Origin of the sequence: Streptomyces sp. H27-H5, from assembly GCF_026627505.1 — a bacterium.
Classification (GTDB): domain Bacteria; phylum Actinomycetota; class Actinomycetes; order Streptomycetales; family Streptomycetaceae; genus Streptomyces.
Genome location: NZ_JAPNLK010000074.1, coordinates 20,011 through 42,139, shown reverse-complemented (window position 1 = coordinate 42,139; position 22,129 = coordinate 20,011). Strand labels below are relative to the sequence as shown.

General features: G+C 72.0%; 21 protein-coding genes. 8 read left to right on the top strand and 13 right to left on the bottom strand.

The features are described 5' to 3' along the window. Positions 1-400 precede the first annotated feature (400 nt). The 4 genes from OTB19_RS30265 to OTB19_RS30250 all read left to right on the top strand — a co-directional run bounded on the left by OTB19_RS30265 (position 401) and on the right by OTB19_RS30250 (position 3,075). On the top strand, positions 401-811 hold the full coding sequence (locus tag OTB19_RS30265; protein WP_053679627.1) for a rodlin: 411 nt from the start codon (positions 401-403) through the stop codon (positions 809-811). A gap of 292 nt (positions 812-1,103) precedes the next feature. Further along, positions 1,104-1,337, top strand: a complete 234-nt coding sequence (locus OTB19_RS30260; RefSeq protein ID WP_324289527.1) for a chaplin — start codon at positions 1,104-1,106, stop codon at positions 1,335-1,337. Between the two features lie 121 nt (positions 1,338-1,458). Further along, positions 1,459-2,583 carry a chaplin gene (locus OTB19_RS30255; protein ID WP_267801787.1) on the top strand — a complete coding sequence of 375 codons (1,125 nt, stop codon included), beginning with the start codon at positions 1,459-1,461 and terminating at the stop codon, positions 2,581-2,583. Between the two features lie 156 nt (positions 2,584-2,739). Beyond that, the gene (locus OTB19_RS30250; RefSeq protein ID WP_267801786.1) at positions 2,740-3,075 is read left to right on the top strand and encodes a hypothetical protein; all 336 of its coding nucleotides are present in this window, start codon (positions 2,740-2,742) and stop codon (positions 3,073-3,075) included. A 75-nt stretch (positions 3,076-3,150) separates the two neighbouring features. Here OTB19_RS30250 and OTB19_RS30245 read toward each other — a convergent pair whose 3' ends face one another. Then, positions 3,151-3,393 (bottom strand): chaplin, encoded by a 243-nt coding sequence (locus OTB19_RS30245; protein ID WP_164324667.1) that lies wholly within the window; start codon positions 3,391-3,393, stop codon positions 3,151-3,153. Between the two features lie 167 nt (positions 3,394-3,560). Beyond that, positions 3,561-4,025 carry a hypothetical protein gene (locus tag OTB19_RS30240; RefSeq protein WP_267801784.1) on the bottom strand — a complete coding sequence of 155 codons (465 nt, stop codon included), beginning with the start codon at positions 4,023-4,025 and terminating at the stop codon, positions 3,561-3,563. A gap of 279 nt (positions 4,026-4,304) precedes the next feature. Here OTB19_RS30240 and OTB19_RS30235 point away from each other — a divergent pair, with 279 nt between their 5' ends. Further along, on the top strand, positions 4,305-4,715 hold the full coding sequence (locus OTB19_RS30235; protein ID WP_267801783.1) for a rodlin: 411 nt from the start codon (positions 4,305-4,307) through the stop codon (positions 4,713-4,715). A gap of 100 nt (positions 4,716-4,815) precedes the next feature. Here the strand turns inward: OTB19_RS30235 and OTB19_RS30230 are convergent, their stop codons facing one another. Further along, positions 4,816-5,466 (bottom strand): vitamin K epoxide reductase family protein, encoded by a 651-nt coding sequence (locus OTB19_RS30230; RefSeq protein ID WP_420716945.1) that lies wholly within the window; start codon positions 5,464-5,466, stop codon positions 4,816-4,818. 183 nt (positions 5,467-5,649) lie between these two features. Between OTB19_RS30230 and OTB19_RS30225 the strand changes: the two genes are divergently transcribed. Continuing rightward, the gene (locus OTB19_RS30225; protein WP_267801781.1) at positions 5,650-6,420 is read left to right on the top strand and encodes a DUF6227 family protein; all 771 of its coding nucleotides are present in this window, start codon (positions 5,650-5,652) and stop codon (positions 6,418-6,420) included. Positions 6,421-6,436: 16 nt separating this feature from the next. On the opposite strand, the gene OTB19_RS30220 is transcribed toward OTB19_RS30225, so the two are convergent. The 4 genes from OTB19_RS30220 to OTB19_RS30205 form a co-directional block, all read right to left on the bottom strand. After that, positions 6,437-8,506, bottom strand: a complete 2,070-nt coding sequence (locus tag OTB19_RS30220; protein WP_267801780.1) for a PTS fructose transporter subunit IIABC — start codon at positions 8,504-8,506, stop codon at positions 6,437-6,439. Between the two features lie 20 nt (positions 8,507-8,526). Further along, entirely contained in the window at positions 8,527-9,477 is a 951-nt protein-coding gene (pfkB, locus tag OTB19_RS30215; protein ID WP_267801779.1) for a 1-phosphofructokinase, read from the bottom strand. Continuing rightward, the gene (locus OTB19_RS30210) at positions 9,474-10,235 is read right to left on the bottom strand and encodes a DeoR/GlpR family DNA-binding transcription regulator (RefSeq protein ID WP_267801778.1); all 762 of its coding nucleotides are present in this window, start codon (positions 10,233-10,235) and stop codon (positions 9,474-9,476) included. Before OTB19_RS30210 ends, pfkB begins: the two co-directional genes overlap by 4 nt. Before the next feature lie 207 nt (positions 10,236-10,442). Next, positions 10,443-12,005, bottom strand: coding sequence for an MFS transporter (locus tag OTB19_RS30205; protein WP_267801777.1), 1,563 nt, complete (start codon positions 12,003-12,005; stop codon positions 10,443-10,445). Between the two features lie 62 nt (positions 12,006-12,067). Between OTB19_RS30205 and OTB19_RS30200 the strand changes: the two genes are divergently transcribed. After that, complete coding sequence (locus tag OTB19_RS30200; RefSeq protein WP_267801776.1) at positions 12,068-13,012, top strand: helix-turn-helix transcriptional regulator; 945 nt, start codon at positions 12,068-12,070, stop codon at positions 13,010-13,012. Positions 13,013-13,151: 139 nt separating this feature from the next. Here the strand turns inward: OTB19_RS30200 and OTB19_RS30195 are convergent, their stop codons facing one another. The 4 genes from OTB19_RS30195 to OTB19_RS30175 form a co-directional block, all read right to left on the bottom strand. Then, positions 13,152-14,129, bottom strand: a complete 978-nt coding sequence (locus OTB19_RS30195; protein WP_267801775.1) for a sigma-70 family RNA polymerase sigma factor — start codon at positions 14,127-14,129, stop codon at positions 13,152-13,154. A 526-nt stretch (positions 14,130-14,655) separates the two neighbouring features. Then, positions 14,656-15,423: a dioxygenase gene (locus OTB19_RS30185; RefSeq protein WP_267801791.1), complete on the bottom strand. Its 768-nt coding sequence runs from the start codon at positions 15,421-15,423 to the stop codon at positions 14,656-14,658. Positions 15,424-15,541: 118 nt separating this feature from the next. Further along, a complete protein-coding gene (locus tag OTB19_RS30180; protein ID WP_267801773.1) occupies positions 15,542-17,074 on the bottom strand; it encodes an MFS transporter in 1,533 nt (510 codons plus the stop codon). Positions 17,075-17,158: 84 nt separating this feature from the next. After that, positions 17,159-17,833, bottom strand: coding sequence for a TetR/AcrR family transcriptional regulator (locus OTB19_RS30175; protein ID WP_267801772.1), 675 nt, complete (start codon positions 17,831-17,833; stop codon positions 17,159-17,161). Positions 17,834-18,080: 247 nt separating this feature from the next. On the opposite strand from OTB19_RS30175, the gene OTB19_RS30170 reads away from it, so the two are divergent. Further along, entirely contained in the window at positions 18,081-19,358 is a 1,278-nt protein-coding gene (locus OTB19_RS30170; protein ID WP_267801770.1) for a M6 family metalloprotease domain-containing protein, read from the top strand. Here the strand turns inward: OTB19_RS30170 and OTB19_RS30165 are convergent. Beyond that, entirely contained in the window at positions 19,355-21,295 is a 1,941-nt protein-coding gene (locus OTB19_RS30165; RefSeq protein ID WP_267801769.1) for a non-ribosomal peptide synthetase, read from the bottom strand. The genes OTB19_RS30170 and OTB19_RS30165 overlap by 4 nt on opposite strands. A 41-nt stretch (positions 21,296-21,336) precedes the next feature. Then, positions 21,337-22,104 (bottom strand): thioesterase II family protein, encoded by a 768-nt coding sequence (locus tag OTB19_RS30160; RefSeq protein ID WP_267801767.1) that lies wholly within the window; start codon positions 22,102-22,104, stop codon positions 21,337-21,339. Positions 22,105-22,129: the final 25 nt, after the last annotated feature.

Genomic DNA, 22,129 nt, shown 5'->3' with positions numbered 1-22,129 from the left:
CTGTGGTGGTCCACCTGGCGCCGCCGCCATCAACACCGCGCCCGCCTCTGCCACCGCCGTTGGCACACCTACGCCGACACCACACCATGACCAGCCAGCACACCAGCGGCTATCTACAGCTGCCGTAAAAGTGGGCGGGTCGTTATGGGGGTTGCTCCACCGCTCGGAACCGAAAGGGAAAACGGAGTCCGGAAGGGGCCGGCGCACCGGGGACGACGCCCCGACGAACGGCCTCACCCACGGCACCCGCCCCCGTGCGACGCCGACGACGTCAACGCCCGACGTCAACCGCGGCGCCCGAAACTTCGGCATCCGAGTGAAGACACGCAACCCGAGCCGGGGCAGCGCCGTTGATCCGCATGCTCCAGTACCGGGCAATCCTGCCAAAAAAGGGACGACAATGATCAAGAAGTTTGTGGCCGGCGCAGCGGTTGCCGCCTCCGTCGTGGGTCTCGGTGCCGCGATGGCCCCGTCGGCCATGGCCATCGGCAACGACGGCGGCATCAACACCGCCAACGGCAACAACTCGGCGCAGATCTACGGCAACCAGGCCACGTACGGCAACATGAGCCCGCAGATGGCGCTCATCCAGGGCTCCTTCAACAAGCCCTGCATCGCCCTGCCGGCGAAGGCCAACGTGCAGTCGGTGCTGGCCCTGGTCAACGTCGGCGTCCAGGACATCCCGGTCCTGTCCAGCCCGCAGAACCAGCAGTGCACCGAGAACTCCACCCAGGCCAAGGGTGACGAGGCCCTGTCGCACATCCTCAGCAACATCCCGGTCCTCTCCGGCAACGCCTCCGCCGGCAGCTGACCGCCGCCCCGTACGTGGGCATTCCCCCGGCCGGGTCCGGGGAACGAGGCCGTCGCACCTTCGGGTCGCGGCGGCCTCGCCGCGTCCGACGCGGCCTCGCCGCGTCCGAGGCCGCTCGAATTACCGCGAGCCGCGGAAATCCGCCGACTAATTCCACACCCGCGCGACTTTTAGCGCGCGAGCATCGGAGTGAAATGCGGAACGGCCCGGGAAAATTCCCGGTTTCTTTTGCCGGACCCGCTCGTTGTTATGTGTGCAGTGGATACGCCTCTGCGGGAAGGATCGAAAACAAATGACGTACAAGAAGGCACTGGTGCTGGCCGCCGGCGTGCTGATGGCCGCCGGTGCCGCCTCCCCCGCCATGGCCGACTCGGCCGCCGAGGGCCAGGCCATCGGCTCCCCCGGCGTCGCCTCCGGAAACCTCGTCCAGGTTCCGGTGCACGTCCCGGTCAACGTCTGCGGCAACACCGTCAACGTGATCGCCCTGCTGAACCCCGCGTTCGGCAACACCTGCGTCAACGCCTGACGAAGCGACTGCGCCCGCAAGGGCGAACCTCCTCGGGGTGGCCTCGGAGTGCACGGCGGTGCACTCCGAGGCCTCCTTCGATCCAGCACCGGCCCCAGCGCCGGTAGACAGGGAAGGACCCATGCGACAGGTACTGAGCCGACAGGTGCTGGGCAAGGGGATGCTCACGGCGGCGGCCGCCTCCAGCCTGCTGTCGATCGCGACCGGCGCGGCCCACGCGCAGCCCGGGGCGATGGCCGAGGCCTCGCACTCACCGGGGGTGCTGTCCGGCAACAGCGTCTCGGTACCGATCACCTTCGCGCCGAACGTGTGCGGCAACAGCGTGGACGGGGGTGCCGCGCTCAACCCCTCGATGGGCAACACCTGCGCCACCACCACCGGCTCCGACGCCGCCTACGACTACGAGCGCCACCTCAGCCCCGAGCACGCCGCGATGTTCGAGCGCTACCTCGACGAGCGCCAGGGCGGCCGGCACGCGATGCCGCAGCAGCGGGACGAAGAGCCCCGCAGGCAGGCGCCCCGGCACGCGGCACCCCGGCACGCTGCGGCCCGCCACGACGAGGCCCGCCACGACGACCCCCGCCACCAGGGCGGCCACGGGAGCGCGGAGGAGGAGTGCGACGGCCACCCGCCGGTCGGCCCCCCGAACCCCGAGCCGCGCCCGCAGGCCGAGCACCCGACCCCGGTGCCCCACCCGGCGCCCCCGGCGCCGAGGCCGCTGCCCCAGCCGCACCCGCTGCCGGGGCCCGTCGCGGAGCACCCTGCCCCCAAGCCGCTGCCCGAGCCGGTTCCGATGCCCGAGGCGCCCGCCCCGGTCCAGGAGGCGCCCCAGACGCTTCCGGCGCCCGAGCCCGAGTGGGAGCAGCCCAAGACGCTCCCGGCGCCCGCCCCGGGTCCGTCGTTCGAGGACGAGGTCACCGGGCCGCCGCGCGGCAGCATGCCCGTGACGCACCCCGCCCCGGCCCCGGCGCCCGAGGTCGTACGCCCCGCGGACCAGCCGCCGGCCGCTCCCGCCGGCGACCTCCCCGTCCACCTGCCCCCGGTACCGGCACCCGCGCCGGCTCCGGCTCCGGTCACCGCTCCGGCACCCGCCCTCCCGCCGATGGTCGCCGTCCCCGCGCCGGCCGCGGCACGGGAACGGGAACTGGCGGCGACCGGAGCGGGTGAATCGGCCGCCGCGGCCGCCCTCGCCACGGCCCTGATCCTGGGCGGCGCCATTCTGTACCGAAGGTCCCGTATCGCCTGACCGGCAATACCGGTAATCAGAAGAAATATCGGCCGGAGAATCCCTGGTGGATTCTCCGGCCGTTGCCGCGTTCGCTCGCGCGTTTCCGTATCGGCGGGGAATCGTTAGCCAGGTCGAAAGCGGCGCGACGGTCGCCGCTGGAAAAGGATTTCGAAAATGAAGTTCACGAAGGTCGCCGCTGTCGTCGCCGGTTCCGTGGCCCTCCTCGGCGCCGCGTCCCCCTCCTTCGCCGCCGGGACCCCGGCCGCGATGCCCCCCATGAGCCTGACCGGGGGACTGAGTGACGCGCTGACGGCCGCCACCGGCGCCACCGAGAACCTTCCCAACGAGGCGCTGGCCGAGCAGGGCGACAGCCTGGGCAAGGTCGTCGGCACCGTGCAGACGGTCAACAAGGCCCGCAACGACCTGCCGGGCGAGACCCTCAAGCTCGCGAACGGCGCCACCCAGGCCTCCCCGCTGCTCGGCGGCGTGGACCTCAACGGCGGTCGCTGAATCCGACCGGACGCGACATGACCGTGGGCGCCACCGGCGAGGCCGGGGCGCCCACAGTCATGAGATCGACTGACGTCAGTCGTTGACGCAGACGTTGCCGAACGCGGGGTTCAGCAGGCCGATGACGTCGACCGAGTTGCCGCAGACGTTGACCGGGATGTGGACCGGCACCTGGGCCAGGTTGCCCGAGAGGACACCGGGGGAACCCACGGCCGCGCCCTCGGCCGCGGAGTCGGCGGAAGCGGCGCCCGCGGCACCGGCCACAGCGAGACCAGCGGAGGCCAGGGCCACGGCGGCCTTCTTGGCAGCAGAGTTCATGGGAAGTGCACCTTCTCTTCGACGTCCTGCCCCGATCCCGGGGCTCACACCGAGCGAAACGGTTCTGGTTCCCAAACGACACGGGTGGGCACCTAATCAGACCTGTTCAGCCCAATAGTCGTAACCACGGCGCCCTCCCGGGCCGCCCCGCGCCGCCGCCTCGACGCCTACGGCACGTCGGGGACGTCCGGGATGTCGGGCACCAGGTTCACCGGCAGGGCGGGGACGGCCGGCACCGCGGGCACCGCCGGGGCAGCGGGCACCGCGGGGATCTCCGGGAGCTTGGGGATCTCCACCGGAACCTGCGGGACGGTCGGGATCTCCGGCAGCGCGGGCAGCGTGGGCAGTTGGATCGGCGGCAGCTTCACCCCGGCCGGCAACAGGCCCTCCAGGGACTTGAGCAGCCCCTCCAGCGTCGTACGGAGCGTGGCGAGCAGATCGTCGATCGGGCCTGCGGCCGCGCGGGCCTCGATGGCTTCGATCTGTTCCTGTACGGCTTCCACGCGTCGCGTGAGAGCCGCGCCCGCGCCGCTGTCGGCGGCGCTCGCGGGGGCGACCGCGCCGGACAGTATGGTGACCGCGAGGGCAGAGGGGACGAGGACGCGGGCGCGGAACGACTTCTTGCGGTGCATGAATCTTCCTTCTGGTCGCACGAATGCGGACCCGAGCGATCCGCTTCCTTACCCACCGTGCGAACACCTCGTACGCTCCGCAACCGGAACACCGCCGCCGACCCCACCCACTGAGGGCTGCGTACGGCCTTCGCGCACGCGTCCGGAGCCGCCTCACCCGGGTTGGGGAAAAGCGCGCCCCAAGCGGGCCGTTTGAGTGAAGCAGCGGAACCAACCAGGCACCGGGCAGTTGATCAGGGCGCTCCACTAGCGGGCACTCGTGCGACAAAAGGACCAATGATGCTCAAGAAGATCATGACCGCCGCCGCGGTTTCCGCCGTTGCCGTCGGCGCGGGCGCTGCTGCCGCCGCCCCGGCCATGGCCATCGGCAACGACAACGGGATCAACACCGTCAACGGCAACGGTGCCTCGCAGATCTACGGCAACCAGAAGACCAGCGGCGACCTGAGCCCGCAGCTCGGCCTGGTCCAGGGCACCCTGAACAAGCCCTGCATCGGCCTGCCGGCCAAGGTCAACGCCCAGTCGCTGATTGCCCTGCTCAACATCGGTGTCCAGGACATCAACGTCCTGTCCAACCCGCAGAACCAGCAGTGCACCGAGAACTCCACCCAGGCCAAGGGCGACGAGCCGCTCTCGCACATCCTGGACAACATCCCGGTCCTGTCCGGCAACGGCTCCCTCGGCAGCTGATCTCCGCTCCCCCTCATGTCCGGGCCGCGGTGCCCGTGGAGCGGTGTGACGAGGGCCCCGGCAGCCACCAGCTGCCGGGGCCCTTGCACGTCGTCAGCCGTCAGCTCGTCCAGAACTCCCACCACCGGGTCAGGATCAGCATGCCGATCACGCCGAGGTGCAACGCGGGCGGGGCCCAGCCGAATTCGGTGAAGAACCCCCGTACCGGGCCCGGCGCGGGAAGGATGCCCGCGGCGACGGTGTGGGCGGTGACCGCCCAGAACATCAGCAGCGTCGCCACCCAGGCGAGACAGCACCACAGGCAGAGCGCGTTGATCTCGTAGAGGGACTGGACCATCAGCCAGCCGCAGAAGACGGTGCCGAAGAGGGTGCCCGCGTTCAGGCCGAGCCAGAACCAGCCCCGGTAGTGGGCGCCGGCCAGCAGGCCCATGCCCACGCAGACCACGACCGCGTACGCCGCCAACCCCAGCATGGGATTGGGGAAGCCGAAGGCGGCCGCCTGGTCGCTCTTCATCACGCTGCCGCAGGAGACCACGGGGTTGAGGCTGCAGGCGGGCTTGAAGTTCGGGTCCTCCAGCAGGAGGAACTTGTCGAGGGTGATGACCCAGGAGGCCAGCACTCCGGCGGCCCCCGTGAGCACGAGCAGCCACGCCAACCCCCTTCCGGGGGCGTCGGGTCGATCCTCGCGTCGGGTGTCGGGGCGACCCTGCTGCCGCGGGACGCCCACTGTGTTCGTTGCCATGGGACCCATGGTCGCGCGCCATGCCCCAGACCGGGTCCAATCATGCCTATTCGTACACAAGTTGACCTGAAGGGGTGGCGGGAACCCCCGATGCTTCCCGGACGTTTTACCGAACCCCGGACGTGATGTCAGAGCCAGGCGTTACGTTGAGCTTCTGCGAAGTGACAAGCTGCGACGGCCTGGAGACCCACCTTGAGCGATCCGTACGAGACAACCGAGGCGCACCTCGATCGACTCCTGGGCCGCGCCCTCAACTCCTTCGATCTGCCGGACCTCCTGGTCGAACGCCTCGGGACGGCGCTCGCCCACAGCTCCTCGCTGTCCACCACGCACCACAGCCCGTCGGCGGGGCTGTGGCGGGAGACCCACTGGCACACGTACCTGCTGGCCGACGGGGGTTCGGAGTCGCTGTGGGAGTTGGCGTACCGGCAGGAGGGTGACCGGGCCGTCCGGCACGAGGTGTTCGCGAACAAGTCGGACCTCTGCATGGCCGTGACCCGGCTCTTCGGGGAGGTTCCCGCGCGGGTGGCCCGGGACCTCGCGGCGTCCCCGGCCGGGGGCGGGTCGGCCGACGACATGGCGGCGCTCGGCGCGCTGTTCACGGCTCCGGGCCCCTCGCTGCGGCACCGGGAGTACACGGTGGAGCAGTCCGCCGACCACGCCCGGCGGGTGCTGCGGCGCGCGGAGAACGTGGATCGCCCGGGCGAGCGGTTGGCGGAGCGGCTGCGGTCCGCGTACGCGCACCAGATCACCCAGGCGTTCGGCGGGAGGCGGAGCCTGACGTCCGGGCGGGACGCGGGATTCAGCCTGTACGAGCACGCGTTCGTCCTGCTGGACGGGTCCGAGGTCAGCCTGTGGGAGGTCGAGCACACGGCGACGCCGGACGGGCGGCACATGTGCGAGGTCTACGAGAGCGAGACCACCGCGCGCGGAGCCATGGAGCTCCGCGCGCGGGTTCGGTGAGGCGGGGGCGGCCGGGTCAGGCGGCGACGGTCAAGGGTGCGTTCTCGGCGTCGGCCTCCCCGCCGGGGCCCTGCGCGCCCTGCGGCTGCCCGCGCAGTCCCTTGAGGAGGATGACCAGGCCGGCGGCCGTCACCGTGCCGGCGGCGATGGCGACCAGGTAGAGGAACGGGTTGCCGATCAGCGGGACGACGAAGATCCCGCCGTGGGGGGCCCGCAGGGTGCACTCGAAGGCCATCGAGAGGGCGCCGGTGACGGCGCCGCCGGCCATGGCGGCCGGGATCACGCGCAGCGGGTCGGCCGCCGCGAAGGGGATGGCGCCCTCGGTGATGAAGGAGGCGCCCAGGAACCAGGCGGCCTTCCCGTTCTCCCGTTCGGCCTTCGAGAAGAGCCGGCCGCGAACGGTGGTGGCCAGGGCCAGCGCGAGGGGCGGCACCATGCCGGCGGCCATCACCGCGGCCATGACCTTCAGGCTGCCTTCGTTGGGGGCGGCCAGTCCGCCGATGGCGAAGGCGTAGGCCACCTTGTTGAGCGGGCCGCCGAGGTCGAAGCACATCATCAGGCCGAGGATCACGCCGAGGATGACCGCGTTGGCTCCGGAGAGGCCGGACAGCCAGTCGGTGAGGGCCTTCTGGAGCGAGGCGACGGGCTTGCCGACGACCAGGAACATCAGGAACGCGGTCACGGCGGAGCCGATGAGCGGCAGCACGACCACGGGCATGATCCCGCGCAGGGCGGTCGGGATCCGCAGCCGCTGCACGGCGAGGACGGTGCCGCCCGCGATCAGACCGGCGATCAGGCCGCCGAGGAAGCCCGCGTTGATGGTGAGCGCGACCGCGCCGCCGACGAAGCCGGGGACCAGGCCCGGGCGGTCGGCCATTCCGTAGGCGATGTAGCCGGCGAGGACCGGGACGAGGAAGCCGAAGGCGAGGCTGCCGGTCTGGAAGAGGAGGGCGGCCCAACTGGCGGCCTCGGTCCAGACGAAGTGCTCGGCCACCGAGGGGGCGGTGTTGATCTCGTAGCCGCCGATGGCGAAGGCGAGGGCGATGAGCAGCCCGCCGGCGGCGACGAACGGGACCATGTAGCTGACGCCGGACATGAGCCAGGTCCGCAACCGCGACCCGTAGCCGTCGGCCTCCTGACCCTGTTGCTCCACGGGCGTCGGGGCGGGTGCCCCCGTCTCGCCGCGGGCCGCCTTCTCGCGGGCTTCGGCGAGGAGTTCGGCGGGGCGGTTGATGCCGGCCTTGACGCCGACGTCGACGGTGGCCTTCCCGGCGAAGCGGGCGCGGTCGCGGACGGGTACGTCGTGGGCGAACACGACGGCGTCGGCGGCGGCGATGTCGGCGGGGTCCAACGGGGCGAACCCGGCGGAGCCCTGGGTCTCGACCCGGATCTCGATGCCCGCGGCCCGGGCGGCCTGCTGGAGGGACTCGGCGGCCATGTAGGTGTGCGCGATCCCGGTGGGGCAGGAGGTGACGGCCACGACCCGGAACGGGCGCGCCGCGCCCTCGGTGTCGGGGGCGGCGGCCTCGGGCGTCAGGGCCTGGGGCGTCGGGGCCTGGGGCGTCGGGGCGGCGGGTGTCGTCGGGTCGTTCGTCGTCGGGTCGTTCGGCTGCGGGGCGGGCGCGTCGGGCTTCGGTGCGGGGGTGTCGGCGCCGGCGACGAGGGCGGCGGCTTCGGCCGGGGTGGTGGCCGCGCGGAGGGCCGCCACGAACTCGGGGCGCATCAGGCGCCGCGCGAGGGAGGAGAGGATCGAGAGGTGGGCGTCGTCGGCGCCGGCCGGGGCCGCGATCAGGAAGATCAGGTCGGCGGGGCCGTCCGGTGCCCCGAAGTCCACGCCGGCGACGGACCGGCCGAAGGCCAGGGTGGCGGCGGTGACGTGCGCGCTGCGACAGTGCGGGATGCCTATCCCGCCCTCCAGGCCGGTGGGCATCTGCGCCTCGCGCGCCGCCACGTCCGCCAGGAACCCGTCCAGGTCGGTGACCCGGCCGAGGGACAGCATCCGCCGCGCCAGTTCGCGCGCCGCCGCCTCCTTCGAGTCGGCGGTCAGGTCGAGGTCGACCAGCTCGGGGGTGATCATCTCGCTCATCGCGGGCTCCTTCGCACGCTTCAGACCGCGGCGGGTTCGGTCAGGGGGAGGTCGAGCGGCAGGTCTCGGGTCACGCGGACCGCGTCGGGGCGCAGGTCGGCGGGGGTCGGCATGGCGCTGCCGGGCAGTTGCACGGCGGCCGCGCCGTGGGCCAAGGCCGAGGCGAGGGCCGCGGGGCCGGTGCCGCCGGCGATCAGGAAGCCGGCCAGGGAGGCGTCGCCCGCCCCGACGTTGCTGCGGATATCGGCGGCCGGGGCGGTGCCGTAATGGTCACCCTCGGCGGCGACCAGCAGTTGGCCGTCGGCTCCGAGGGAGGCCAGTACCGCCCGCGCGCCCAGGGCCCGCAGTTCCCGGGCGGCGTCGAGCACGTCGCCCAGGGTGGCCAGCGGGCGGCCGACCGCGGCGGCGAGTTCGTGGACGTTCGGCTTGATGACGTCGGGGCGGGCCGGGAGGGCCGCGAGGAGCGCCGGGCCGGAGGTGTCCAGGGCGATCCGGGCACCCGCTTCGTGGGCCCGGGCGACCAGTTCGGCGTACCACTCGGGGCGCAGGCCGCGCGGCAGGCTGCCGCAGCAGGCGATCCAGGCGGGGCTGCCGTCGTGGGTGCGGACCGTCTCCAGGAGCAACGCCGACTCCTCCGGGGCGAGTTCCGGACCCGGGGCGTTGATCTTCGTGAGGGTGCCGTCGGGTTCGGCGAGGGAGATGTTGGAGCGGGTCTGTCCGGCGATGGAGACGGCCGTCACGTCCACGCCCTGCGCGCCCAGCAGTTCGGCGATCAGTGCGCCGGGGGCGCCGCCGAGCGGGAGGACCGCGGTCGTGCGGACGCCCGCGGCCGCGACGGCGCGGGAGACGTTGACGCCCTTGCCGCCCGGGTCGACCCGGTCTCCGGTGGCGCGCAGGACGTCGCCCCGGCCGAGCGAGGGGACCTCGTAGGTCCGGTCGAGGGAGGGGTTGGGCGTGACGGTGAGGATCATACGAGCGCAACTTCCGTACCGGCGGCCTCGATCGCCGCCTTGTGAGCGGGGTCGAGCCCCGTGTCCGTGATGAGGAGGTCGATGTCCGCGAAGGCGCCGAAGCGCGCGAAGTGCTCCTGCCCGGCCTTCGAGGAGTCGGTGAGCAGGACCACGCGGCGGGCCGCCGCCATGGCGGCGCTCTTGACGGCGGCCTCGGCGAGGTCGGGAGTGGTCAGACCGCCGTCCGGGGTGAAGCCGTTGGTCGCGAGGAAGAGGACGTCCGCACGGATCTCCCCGTACGCGCGCAGGGCCCAGGCGTCGACGGCGGCGCGGGTGCGGTGGCGGACCCGGCCGCCCACGAGGTGGAGGTCGACGCCGGTGTGGTCCGCGAGCCGGGCGGCGGCGGGCAGGGCGTGCGTGACCACGGTCAGCGCCGACTCGACGGGGATGGCGGCCGCGAGCCGGGAGACGGTGCTGCCCGCGTCGAGGATGACGCTGCCGCCGTCGGGCAGTTCGGCGAGAGCGGCGGACGCGATGCGGTCCTTCTCGTCGGCGGCGGTGGCCTCGCGCTCGGTGAGGTCCGGTTCGAAGTCGAGGCGGCCGGCCGGTATGGCCCCGCCGTGCACCCGTCGGACCAGGCCGGCCCGGTCGAGGGCGGTCAGGTCGCGTCGCACCGTCTCGGCCGTGACCTGGAAGCGGTCGGCGAGGGAGAGGACGTCGACCCGGCCGACCTCGCGGGCGAGGCGGAGGATCTCTTGCTGGCGCTCAGGTGCGTACACGTGGATTCAGGTCCGTTCACGTCCGTCGAATGCCCGACTGTGTGTGTTCCCTTGCACGGTACGCCCAATTTTCTCCGAAAACAAAACAAACTGGGGCTCGAAAACAAAACAAACGGGCATGCCCGCTCTCTCGGAGCGGACATGCCCGTGTGTGCGTCGCGGTGCGACGCGGTGTTGTTCGGTGCGTCGCGGTGCGTTGCCCCGCGGCTAGTGGGCGCCTTCGCGCTCCTCCATCGGGACCGCCTTGCGCGGGAGCATGAACATCACCGCGAAGATCAGGACCAGGACCGCCGCGACCCACCACAGCGCGCCGCGGAAGGCCTCGACGTACGGGGCGCCGAGGACCCGGTCGTCGTCGATCAGCCCGAAGAAGACGACCGACGTCAGACCCAGGCCCAGCGCGTTGCCCATCTGACCGGTGGTGTTGATCAGGCCGGAGGCCGACCCGGCGTGCTCGCGCGGCACCTGCGAGAGCACGGTGTCGGTCAGCGGCGCGACGATCAGGCCCATGCCGATGCCCATGACGACCAGCGGGGCGGCCATCTGCCAGGAGGCGATCTCCATGCCGTAGCGGTCGGACTCCCAGATGTAGAGGAGCAGACCCGCGGCCATGGTGAGCGCACCGGCCTGGAGCACCTTGCGGCCGAAGCGCGGTACGAGCTTCTGCACGGACATGCCCGCGGCGACCGAGACGGCGATGGAGAAGGGGATGCCGGTGGTGCCGGCGCGCAGGGCGCTCCAGCCGAGGCCCATCTGCATGTACAGCGTCCAGACCAGGAAGAAGATGCCGGTCGCGATGCCGAAGGTCAGCTGGACGGCGATGCCGCCCGCGAAGCTCTTGACCTTGAAGAGGGACAGTTCCACGAGCGGGGAGCCGTCCTTGCGGATCTTGTGCTTCTCGTACGCGATGAAGCCCGCGAAGACCACCGGCGAGAGGATCATGCAGACGAAGCCCCACAGCGGCCAGTCGTTCTCCCGGCCGTGGGTGAGCGGGAAGATCAGCATGACCAGGGCCAGGGTGGCGAGCACGACGCCGACCAGGTCGAGGCGCAGCGCCTTCGGGGCCTTGGACTCGGTGATGAACTTGCGCCCCAGGAGCACGCCGGCGATGCCGACGGGCAGGTTGATCAGGAAGATCGGGCGCCATTCGAGGTCGAACAGGTTCCACTCGGTGAGCAGCGCGCCGAGCATCGGGCCCGAGACGGCGCCGAGGCCGACGATCGCGCCGAACATGCCGAAGACCTTGCCGCGCTCGTGCGGCGGGAAGGTGACGTGGATGATCGCCAGGACCTGCGGGACCATCAGGGCCGCCATGGCGCCCTGGAGGACGCGGGAGGCGACGAGCATGGAGGGGTTGGCGGCGATGCCGCAGAGCAGCGAGGCGGCGGTGAAACCGGCGATGCCGAGGAGGAAGACGCGCTTGCGGCCGTAGATGTCACCGAGACGGCCGCCGGTGATGAGGCCGGCGGCGAAGGCGAGCGCGTACCCGGCGGTGATCCACTGGATCGCGCTGGTGGAGGCACCGAAGTTCGCGCGCATGGTGGGTATCGCGATGTTGACGATCGTGACGTCGACGAGGTCCATGAAGGCCGCGGTCATCACGATGGCGAGCGCCAGCCAGCGGCGGCGGTCCCCGGGGGAGGCAGCGGCGACGGCGGCCTCTGAGGCGCCTGAGGCGCCGGATGCGTCGGTAAGGAGGGTGTCGTTCCGCTCTTCTTGTACGGGCCCGTTCTCTCTTTCGGGCGATGCCTTGGCTGTCTCGGTGCTCATGGGGAGAAACCTAGACGGCATGTAGGTCAGTCGGTGACCTATTTCGCCGGCAATCTGGAGCCATGAACGACACCCCGGGGCGGTTGCTCACCCTGCTGTCCCTTCTCCAGACACCGCGCGAATGGCCCGGGAGCGAGCTGGCGGAACGCCTGAGCGTGAGCGCCCGCACGATCCGGCGGGACATCGACCGGCTGCGCGAGCTGGGGTACCCGGTGGAGGCCACGCTGGGCTCGGAGGGCGGCTACCGGCTGGTGGCGGGTGCGGCGATGCCCCCGCTACTGCTGGACGACGAGGAGGCCGTGGCGATCGCGGTGGGGCTGCGGGCGGGAGCCGGGCACGCCATCGAGGGGATCGAGGAGGCCTCCGTCCGGGCTCTCGCCAAGCTCGAACAGGTCCTGCCGTCGCGGCTTCGCCGCAGGGTGAGCGCGCTCCAGTCGGCCACGGTCGCGGTGTCCCGGGGCGACGGGGCGACGGTGGATCCGCGGACCCTGACGACGATGGCGGCCGCGGTGGCGGGGCCCGAGCGGCTTCGGTTCGACTATCGGGCCCGGGACGGCGCGGCCACCCGGCGGCTGGTGGAGCCGTACCGGCTGGTGAGCACCGGGAGCCGGTGGTACCTGGTGGCCTACGACCTGGAGCGCGAGGACTGGCGGACGTTCCGGGTGGACCGGGTGAGCGAGCCGTTCGCGACGGGGGCGCGGTTCGCCGCGCGGGCGCTGCCGATGGAGGCGGAGGAGTTCGTGCGGCGGGGGCTGCGGGGCGGGGAGACGTACCGGGTGGAGGTGAGTTTCGCCGCGCCGGTGGACGCCCTGCCGGGATGGCTGCGGGGGGACGCCGTGGAGGAGCCGGGCGGCTGCCGGGTGCGGTTCGACACCGGGGATGCGCCCGAATGGGTGGCGGCGCGGCTGGCGCTGACCGGGTTGGGGTTCGCGGTGCGGGAGCCGGCGGCGCTGGCGGACAGCGCGCGGGGGCTCGCGCGGCGGCTGAGTTCGGCGGCGGGGGCGTAGCCGGCGGCCCTCGCCGAGCGGGTCCCGGCGGGCTGCGGCGAGGGGCGGCCGGGGCCGGGGTCCGGGTACGAGAGAGCCCCCGGCACCTGGGGGGGGTTAGGCGCCGGGGGCTCGTGGAGGGGGCTTCTTCGCGGGCCGGTCAGGCCACGGCGTCGAAGCCGGTGTCACGCGCCATCTTCTTCAGTTCCAGCAACGCGTGCTTCTCGATCTGGCGGATCCGCTCACGGGTCAGGCCGTGCTGCTTGCCCACCTCCGTCAGCGTACGCTCCCTACCGTCGTCGATGCCGTAACGCATCTTGATGATCGACGCGGTGCGCTGGTCGAGCTTGCCCAGCAGGTCCTCCAGCTCCTCGCTGCGCAGCAGCGACAGCACGGACTGCTCCGGGGAGATCGCCGAGGTGTCCTCCAGGAGGTCACCGAACTGCGTGTCGCCGTCGTCGTCCACCGCCATGTTGAGGCTGACCGGGTCACGGGCCCAGTCCAGGACATCGCCGACGCGCTTCTCCGTCGAGTCCAGCTCGGCGGCGACCTCCGCGTGCTCCGGGTCGCGGCCGTTCTCGCGGTTGAACTCGCGCTGCACCCGACGGATCCGGCCGAGCTCCTCGACCAGGTGGACGGGGAGGCGGATGGTGCGGGACTGGTCGGCGATGGAGCGGGTGATGGCCTGGCGGATCCACCACGTGGCGTAGGTGGAGAACTTGAAGCCCTTGGCGTAGTCGAACTTCTCGACCGCGCGGACCAGGCCCGCGTTGCCCTCCTGGATGAGGTCGAGCAGAGGCAGGCCGCTGCGCGGGTAGCGGCGGGCGACGGCCACGACGAGGCGGAGGTTCGAGCGGATGAAGACTTCCTTGGCGCGCTCGCCTTCGGCGGCGAGCGCCTCCAGCTCCTCGCGGGCCGGGGTCTCCCCCGTGCGCTCTATCGCGTCGTCGAGGATCTGTCGGGCGTACACGCCCGCCTCGATGATCTGCGAGAGCTCCACTTCCTTGGCCGCGTCGAGCAACGGGGTGCGCGCGATCTCGTCGAGGTACATGCCGACCAGGTCACGGTCTGCGATCTCCCCGCCCACGGCGCGAGCGCTGCTCGTGGACTGACGGCGGGCGACGGCGCGGGTTGCCATGCGTGCTCCCTTGCGATGCGATGAGTTCGGTCGCGGTGCGGCTGCGGGACGCGTCGTGTTTCTCCGAGTGGTGCGGATGATGCGTCCTTCGGACACTCTCCCGAGTGCCCGCTTTCGAAGGAAACAACGACTGGAAACGGGACAGAATTCCCACGCTGGCCCCTCTTTTCCGAGATCTTGCAGTATCCTGCCCCGCCACGCCCCGTCACCGAAGGCGACAGCGTGCGGTCGGATCTCGAAGAGGTGCAGGTCAGGCCCCGAGTGGCGGCCGACCTGCCAGCACTCAGGGCGCTGTACGACCACCACGTCCGTGAGACCGCCGTCACATGCGACACGGCGACCTTCACCCGGGAACAGCGACGCCCTTGGCTGCACTCCCACCCTGAAGACGGCCCTCGTCGGCTTCTGGTTGCCTGGACTGGCGATCGAATGGCCGGATACGCGACAAGCGGCGCTTTCCGTACCAAACCGGCTCGGACATCCGGGCGCCCGGGTGCTCGGGTGCTCGGGCCGTCGGGCCCTCGGGTCAGCCGAACTGGAGGGAGCGCTTCGAGAGGCCCATCCAGTAGCCGTCCACCGCGGTGCGGGGCGCCGCGAGGTCGCCGGTGGACTCGGCCGCGCCCAGCGTGACGAACAGCGGGGCGAAGTGTTCCGTACGCGGGTGGGCGAGGCGGCCCGCGGGGGACTTCGTCTCGAAGTCGAGCAGGGCGTCGACGTCGGAGGCGGCCAGCGCCTCCCGGCCCCAGGCGTCGAACTCGGCGGACCAGCCGGGCACGCCCGGGCCGGCGTGCCGCAGGGCGGCGAGGTTGTGCGTGAAGAACCCGCTGCCCACGATCAGCACGCCCTCGTCGCGCAGCGGCGCGAGCCGGCGGCCGATGTCCATGAGGCGGGTCGGATCCAGGGTCGGCATGGATATCTGGAGGACCGGCATGTCGGCCTCGGGGAACATCTCGACGAGCGGGACGTACGCGCCGTGGTCCAGCCCCCGGTCGGGGATGTCCTGGACGGGCGTGCCCGGGGCCCGCAGCAGGGCCCGTACCGAGGCGGCCAGGTCGGGGGCGCCCGGCGCCTCGTACCGCACGCCGTAGTAGTGCTCGGGGAAGCCCCAGAAGTCGTACACGAGCGGGACGGGCTCGGTGGCGCCGAGGGCGAGCGGGGCCTCCTCCCAGTGGGCGGAGACCATCAGGATCGCCCGGGGGCGGGGCAGGGCGGCGGACCAGGCGGCGAGTTCACCGGGCCAGACCGGGTCGTCGGCCAGCGGGGGCGCGCCGTGGCTCAGGTACAGGGCCGGCATGCGGGTCACGGGGCGCTCCTCGTTGGTCGGGCGGGGCCACGGAACAAGACTAACCCCACTTCGTTCAAATTTGAACGAAGTGGGGTCGTCAGTCATTCCCGGGCCCGTGCCCCGGGGGTCAGTGGGCGACCACCGGGATCTTGATCTCAGCCTCGGCGCCCTCGCCGGAGGCCACCGGGCCACCCGCGCCGGGACGGCCCGTGGTGATCAGGGTGAAGGCGATCAGCGAGCTGGTCACCAGGATGCCGACGGCCCACCAGATGGCCGAGGAGTAGCCCTCGACCATGGCCTGGGCCTGGATCAGCTTGGCCGCCGGGCCGCCCGCCGCGGCCTCGGCCGCGTGGTCGGTCAGGTACGCGGTCGTCGCGGAGGCGGCGATGGTGTTCAGCAGGGCGGTGCCGATCGCGCCGCCGACCTGCTGCGAGGTGTTGACCATGGCGGAGGCGACACCGGCGTCGGCCGGGTTCACCCCGTGCGTGGCCAGGGACATGGCGGGCATGAACGCCGAACCCATGCCGAGGCCGAGCAGGAGCTGCGCCGGCAGGATCAGCGCCGGGTACGAGGACCCGACCTCGAGCTGCGTCAGCAGCAGCATGCCGGTGGCGGCGAGCAGGAAGCCCGGGCCCATCAGCAGCCGCGGCGGGACGCGGGTCATCAGGCGGGCGCCGATCTGCGTGGAGCCCGTGATCATGCCCGCGATCATCGGCAGGAAGGCGAAGCCGGTCTTGACAGGCGAGAAGCCCTTCACGACCTGGAGGTAGTAGGTGAGGAAGAGGAACAGGCCGAACATCGAGATGACGGCGAGGCCCAGGGAGAGGTAGACGCCGCCGCGGTTGCGCTCCAGCAGGACGCGCAGCGGCAGGAGCGGCGACTTCACCTTGGACTCGACGTAGACGAAGGCCGTGAGCAGCGCCGCCGAGGCGATGAACATCGCCACGGTCACGGTGTCCGACCAACCGGCGGACTCGGCGCGGGTGAAGCCGTAGACCAGCGCGACCAGACCGAGGGTGGAGAGGATCACGCCGGGGACGTCGAGCTTGGCGGGGTTGCGGGCGCCGGCGGGCTCACGGATGACGAACCAGGCACCGACGGCCGCGACGATCGCGAAGGGGATGTTGACGAAGAAGGTCCAGCGCCAGTTGAGGTACTCGGTGAGGAAGCCGCCGAGGATCAGGCCGACGGCGCCGCCGCCGCCCGCGATCGCGCCATAGATGCCGAAGGCCTTGGCCCGCTCCTTGGCGTCGGTGAACATGACCGCCAGCAGCGAGAGCGCGGCCGGGGCGAGCAGCGCGCCGAAGGCGCCCTGGAGGGCGCGGGAGCCCAGCATCATGGCCTCGCCGGTGGCGGCGCCGCCGAGCGCGGAGGCCAGGGCGAAGCCGATCAGACCGACGACGAAGGCGTTCTTGCGGCCCCACTTGTCGGCGATGCGGCCGCCGAAGAGGAGGAGACCGCCGAAGGCCAGCGCGTAGGCGGTGATGACCCACTGTCGGTTGCCGTCCGAGATGCCGAGGTCGGTCTGGGCGGACGGGAGGGCGATGTTCACGATGGTCGCGTCGAGGACGACCATCAGCTGGGCCAGGGCTATGAAGACGAGTGCCTTCCAGCGGCTGGGGTCGGCAGCCGGCGCGAGGGTCGCGGCTGTTTTCGGCATGGGGGTACCCACTCACTGTGCGGAATGACTGAAAAGCAAGGTTTAGGGAGGATTTACGACGCTAAGGGGTGCGACCCGGCGGCGTCACATGGTTTTCCGCCTCAGGTCCCCCAGGGCGGCCGGGGCACCCGGCAGCACGGAGCGCGCCGGAGCCCGCAACCCGTCGAGGAACAGCTGGAGATGGCGGTGGACGAAGCGGTCCATGTCGGGGCAGCCGGTACCCGGGAGGGGACGGCTGAGCTGGGAGAGGGCGACGATCAGGTCGCCCGCGCCGATGTCCGGGCGGAGCAGCCCGGACTCCTGGCCGGTGCGCACGAGCGTCTGCACGGCGTGCTCCAACGCCATTCGGGACGCGAGGAGTTCGGGATGCTCTTGGTCGAAGTCCCCGGAGAGCATGGGGCACAGGGCCCCGATGCGCTCGTCGGCGGCCGCGTGCGTGAAGTGGCACAGCGCGGCGAAGGCATCGCCTTCGTCAGCCGAGGCGACCTCGGCGAGGGCGTTCTCCGCGTGGACGGTGACGCGGCCCATGACGTACAGGACCACGTGGTGGACCAGGGTGGCCCGGTCGGGGAAGTGTCGGTAGAGCGTGGCGTTGCCGATCCCGGCCCGGCGGGCGACCTCGTCGAAGGGGGCGGTCGAGCCGAGTTCGACGAGCACCTCGCGGGCCGCGGCCAGGATGCGTTCGCGGTTGCGGACGGCGTCGGCGCGGGGACGCGGGACCTTGGCCTCGATGCCGACGACGGCGATGGGGGTCTTCATTCCGGTGCCTCCTCGGCATGGGACTCCCCCAAACGGGGAAGCCGTCCCCGCTTCGTGGGACGTAGATGCAAACGGGGATCACGTCCCCGCTTATTTCACTCGTCGGTGTGACCTGGGTCACGACCTTTTCGGTCCCTACTCCCGTTTGGCCTCTCCCGACGCGCGGGCGCGCCGCAGCCGTCGGAGGGTGAGGCAACGGAGAGCAGTCCGGACCCGGCCGGCTGCCGCGGACCCGAAGGCGATCTCCATGCCGCAGACCCGCCACCGGATACGCACACCACGCCGCACCTGCGCGTACATCGGACTCACCGCGCTGGCCCTCGGCGTCTCGGCGACGGCGAGCGACGGGACCTCCCATCGTGGGCACTCGGCGGCCGGGCCCGTCTCCACGAGCGCCGAATCGCTGCTGGCGCCCTGCCGGATCACGGGCACCATGGGCGTCCAGATGTCCGAGGGACTGCCGACGCCTCCCGGGTACTCGCGGTCGACCGGCGAGGTCCGGGCCCTGAACCTGATGATCGACTTCCCCGACGCCAAGGGCGAGGGCACGGCCCTGGACCGGATGTCGGAGTTCTTCCCGCAGACCTCCGACTGGTTCCGCACCAGCTCCTACGGTCGGCTCACCTACCGGGCCGAGGCGCCGATAAGGACGTGGCTGCGGATGCCGATGCCGTTCGCGGCGTACGGGATCGGGCGCGGCTCCCCCTACGAGCCCGGATACCGCCAGCTCGTCGAGCACATCGCGAAGGCCGCCGACTCCGAGGTGAACTTCAGCCGCTACGACCTCATCAACATCCTGGTCACCCCGAACGCGGGGCCCTCCGCCCTGGACACCGTCCTGTCCGTGACCTTCTCCGGCAACGGCGAGGCCCCGGTCGCCGACGGCGTGCCCCTCGCGAACACGTCCTTCGTCTACAGCCGCCAGGACGACGGCTCGGGCACCTACCGGGAGACCGGGTACCGGGTGCTCCCGCACGAGAACGGGCACGTCTTCGGGCTGCCCGACCTGTACACGGCCGACGGCGGCGGCACGGTCGGGCACTGGGACATCATGAGCGAGGACTGGGGCTCCAACAACGACCTGCTGGGCTGGCACAAGTGGAAGCTGGGGTGGCTCGACGGGGACCAGATCAGCTGCGCCGCGAAGTCCGGGGTGAGTGATCACGTGCTGTCCCCGCTGGCGGTGCGGGGCGGCACGAAACTGGCCTTCGTACCGCTGTCGGAGAGCGTCGGGTACGCGATCGAGGTGCGCACGCAAGCCGGCAACGACGAGTCCGTCTGCAAACCGGGCGTCCTCATCTACAAGGTGGACTCCGAGGTCGACACCGGGCGCGGACCGGTCACCGTGTCCGACAGCGCGGACGCCAGCGGAGGGTGTACCCGGCGGCCGAACGTGCACGCGGAACTGTCCGACGCGCCGTTCCGGCCGGGCGAGACCTTCAACGACGACAAGGCGGGCATCAGCATCTCGGTGGTGGGCGAGCTGCGCAACGGCAGCTTCCAGGTGCGCGTCACCCGGCCCTAGGTCCTGTCGCCAAAGTCTCGCCTGGCCCGCGGCGCCATTTTGACGACAGGACCCAGGCACGCCGACGGGATCCAGGGACGGGTCTGAGTGGGTCCGTCGAGGATCCGACGCAGTTCCGCGGTGAACTCCGCGAGGGTCGGCTCCGTCAGCAGGGCCGCCAGCGGGATGTCCGCGTCCAGGCGCTCCCGGAGCGCCTCCACGACCGCGACCACCTTGAAGGAGTCGCCCCCCAGGTCGAAGAAGTCCTCGTCCGGGCCCACCTCGGCGACGCCGAGGACCTCGCACCACACCCGGGACACCAGCGCCTCCGGATCCGCGGCGGCCCCGCCGGCCGCGCCGTTCGCCGGGTGGGGGCCGGGGGCCTCGGCGGAGCGCTTGGCCGCCCATTCCGCCAGCAGGAGCCGGTCGAGCTTGCCGTTCGCGGTCAACGGCAGGTCGTCGAGCACCTCGACGGTCGCGGGCACCATGGAGTGCGGGAGCCAGGTCCGCAGGGTCTCCCTTACGGCCGCCGGCAGGTCCTCGGTCGCCCCGTCCTCCCCCGGCACCACGTACGCGGCGAGTCGCTTCGCGCTGCCGGAGCCGTGCGCGACGACCGCCGCCCGCAGCACGCCGGGGCACCGCAGGGCGGTGGCCTCGATCTCGCCGAGTTCGAGGCGGACCCCCCGGATCTTCACCTGCCGGTCGACGCGGCCCAGGAACTCCAGCGCGCCGTCGGGGCGGGCCCTGACCAGGTCGCCGGAGCGGTAGAGGCGGCCGTTCGGTTCGAGGTCCGGGAGGGTGACGAAGCGTTCCGCGGTGAGTTCGGGCCGGTTCAGGTAGCCGAGGGCCAGGCCGGCGCCGCCGATGTACAGCTCGCCGGGTTCCCCGTCGGGGACCGGGACGCCCGCCCCGTCGAGGATCCACAGCACGGTGTCCGCGACGGCCGTGCCGATGAGCACCGTGTCGAGGTCCGGGTCGCGCGGGCAGACCCAGGCGGTGCAGTGGATGGTGCACTCGCTGGGGCCGTAGAGGTTGGTGAGCGTGGCGGTGGAACGCGCGTGGAAACGTTTCACCAGCTCGGGAGGGAGCGGTTCGCCGCCGGTCAGGACCTGCCGGAGGCCGTCGTACCGCTCTGCCGGGTCACGGGCCAGCAGGAAGAGTTCGAGCAGGGACACCACGCAGTAGAACGTCGTCACGCCGCGGTCCCGGATCAGCTCCGCGAGGTGGTCCGCGTCGCGTTGGCGGCCGGGCTCGGCGAGCACCACGGCGGCGCCGGCCAGCAGCGGCCAGTACACCTCGCTCAGGTACATGTCGAAGGTGCACGCGGTGTGGTGGATCATGCGGTCCCGCTCGTCCATGCGGTGCGAGCCCTGGAGCGCGCGCAGGCGGGAGACGAGGGCCCGGTGGCTGATCAGCGAGGCCTTGGGGCGGCCCGTGGAGCCGGAGGTGTACAGGACCACCGCGGGATCGTCCGCCGTCCCCGCGACGGGCAGCGGGTCCCGCTCGGGGCCGTGCTCCCCGAACCCGTCGCCGGCGTACTCCTCGTCGGTCAGGACGAGGACGTCGGGGACCTCGGTGAAACGGGACCGGAACGCGGCGCCGGCCAGGACCGCGCGCGGGGCGCAGTCCTCCAACGCGGCGAGGGTGCGGGGCAGCGGTTCGCGCACGTCGAAGGCCGCGTGGGCGGCGCCCGCGAACACGGCGCCCAGCAGGGCCACCACGAACGCGACGGACCGCTCGTGGTAGATCGCGACGAGGTCCCCCGGGCCCACCCCGCGGGCGCGCAGCGCGGCGGCGGCGAGCAGGACCCGGTCCCGCAACTCGCCGGTGGTGACGACGGTGTCGCCGGACACCAGCGCGGCGTGTTCGGGGTGGCGGTCCCACCCCTCCAGGAGGAGTTCGTCGATCCGGCGCTCGGGGTCGATCCGGCGCTCGGGAGGGACGGCGGCGCTCTGCATGGAAGTGAACCTCGTGTCGGAGACGTTCTATCGGAGACGTTCTAGTGGGCGGGGTCCGCGGTGAACTGGTCGAGGTTGCCGACGAGGGCGTCCACCACCGCGTCGGGGCTGTCCGCGAGGAGCATGTGGCCACCCGGTACCCAGGCGCCGCGGACGTTCTCGCCGAACAGCGACCAGTCCTCGGTCCGCTCGTCGGGGCACAGGTCGTCCGCGTCCCCGAACACGGTCAGCAGCGGGCAGGCGAGGAGCGGGTCGGGGCCCGACGTGTAGTCCTCGACGGCCGCCATGTCCGCGACGATGGCCGGCAGCACCAGGCCGAGCATCTCCGGGTTGGCGGCGAGCGATTGCGGTACCCCGCCGAACTCCCGGAGGATCTCCAGGACGCGGGCGGGGTCGTCCGTGTCGCGCAGGGACGGGCGGTCGGGGTCGGGTTTCTCCGTCACCGCCCACTGGGAGACGACCACCAGCCCGGCGACGAGGTCGACGTCCTCACCCTGTACGGCGCGTACGGCCTCCAGGGCGATGACCGCCCCGGAGCACACGCCGACGACGATCAGGGGGGCCGTGCCGGGCAGGGCGCGGAGGGTGGCCACGACGTCGGCCACCAGGCCGGGCAGCGCGGGGACGCTCTCGCGCAGGCGGGACTCCCGGCCGGGCAGCCGGGCCGTGGCGACGAGCCAGTCGGCCGGGGCGTGCTCCGCGAAGGCCAGACCGGCCGCCGCGCCGGCGCCGGCGTGCGGAACGATCAGGACGCGCAGGGCGGCGTCCCGCGGGTCGGCGCCTTTGATGACGACGTTGCGTGCGGACATGCTCGGTCTCTCCCGGAGGGCGTGG

Bases quoted from the DNA above. Each gene is read 5' to 3' on its own strand.
- OTB19_RS30265 (WP_053679627.1), top strand. From the start codon at position 401: ATGATCAAGAAGTTTGTGGCCGGCGCAGCGGTTGCCGCCTCCGTCGTG.
- OTB19_RS30260 (WP_324289527.1), top strand. From the start codon at position 1,104: ATGACGTACAAGAAGGCACTGGTGCTGGCCGCCGGCGTGCTGATGGCC.
- OTB19_RS30255 (WP_267801787.1), top strand. From the start codon at position 1,459: ATGCGACAGGTACTGAGCCGACAGGTGCTGGGCAAGGGGATGCTCACG.
- OTB19_RS30250 (WP_267801786.1), top strand. From the start codon at position 2,740: ATGAAGTTCACGAAGGTCGCCGCTGTCGTCGCCGGTTCCGTGGCCCTC.
- OTB19_RS30245 (WP_164324667.1), bottom strand. From the start codon at position 3,393: ATGAACTCTGCTGCCAAGAAGGCCGCCGTGGCCCTGGCCTCCGCTGGT.
- OTB19_RS30240 (WP_267801784.1), bottom strand. From the start codon at position 4,025: ATGCACCGCAAGAAGTCGTTCCGCGCCCGCGTCCTCGTCCCCTCTGCC.
- OTB19_RS30235 (WP_267801783.1), top strand. From the start codon at position 4,305: ATGCTCAAGAAGATCATGACCGCCGCCGCGGTTTCCGCCGTTGCCGTC.
- OTB19_RS30230 (WP_420716945.1), bottom strand. From the start codon at position 5,466: ATGGGTCCCATGGCAACGAACACAGTGGGCGTCCCGCGGCAGCAGGGT.
- OTB19_RS30220 (WP_267801780.1), bottom strand. From the start codon at position 8,506: ATGAGCGAGATGATCACCCCCGAGCTGGTCGACCTCGACCTGACCGCC.
- pfkB (WP_267801779.1), bottom strand. From the start codon at position 9,477: ATGATCCTCACCGTCACGCCCAACCCCTCCCTCGACCGGACCTACGAG.
- OTB19_RS30205 (WP_267801777.1), bottom strand. From the start codon at position 12,005: ATGAGCACCGAGACAGCCAAGGCATCGCCCGAAAGAGAGAACGGGCCC.
- OTB19_RS30200 (WP_267801776.1), top strand. From the start codon at position 12,068: ATGAACGACACCCCGGGGCGGTTGCTCACCCTGCTGTCCCTTCTCCAG.
- OTB19_RS30195 (WP_267801775.1), bottom strand. From the start codon at position 14,129: ATGGCAACCCGCGCCGTCGCCCGCCGTCAGTCCACGAGCAGCGCTCGC.
- OTB19_RS30185 (WP_267801791.1), bottom strand. From the start codon at position 15,423: ATGCCGGCCCTGTACCTGAGCCACGGCGCGCCCCCGCTGGCCGACGAC.
- OTB19_RS30180 (WP_267801773.1), bottom strand. From the start codon at position 17,074: ATGCCGAAAACAGCCGCGACCCTCGCGCCGGCTGCCGACCCCAGCCGC.
- OTB19_RS30175 (WP_267801772.1), bottom strand. From the start codon at position 17,833: ATGAAGACCCCCATCGCCGTCGTCGGCATCGAGGCCAAGGTCCCGCGT.
- OTB19_RS30170 (WP_267801770.1), top strand. From the start codon at position 18,081: ATGCCGCAGACCCGCCACCGGATACGCACACCACGCCGCACCTGCGCG.
- OTB19_RS30165 (WP_267801769.1), bottom strand. From the start codon at position 21,295: ATGCAGAGCGCCGCCGTCCCTCCCGAGCGCCGGATCGACCCCGAGCGC.
- OTB19_RS30160 (WP_267801767.1), bottom strand. From the start codon at position 22,104: ATGTCCGCACGCAACGTCGTCATCAAAGGCGCCGACCCGCGGGACGCC.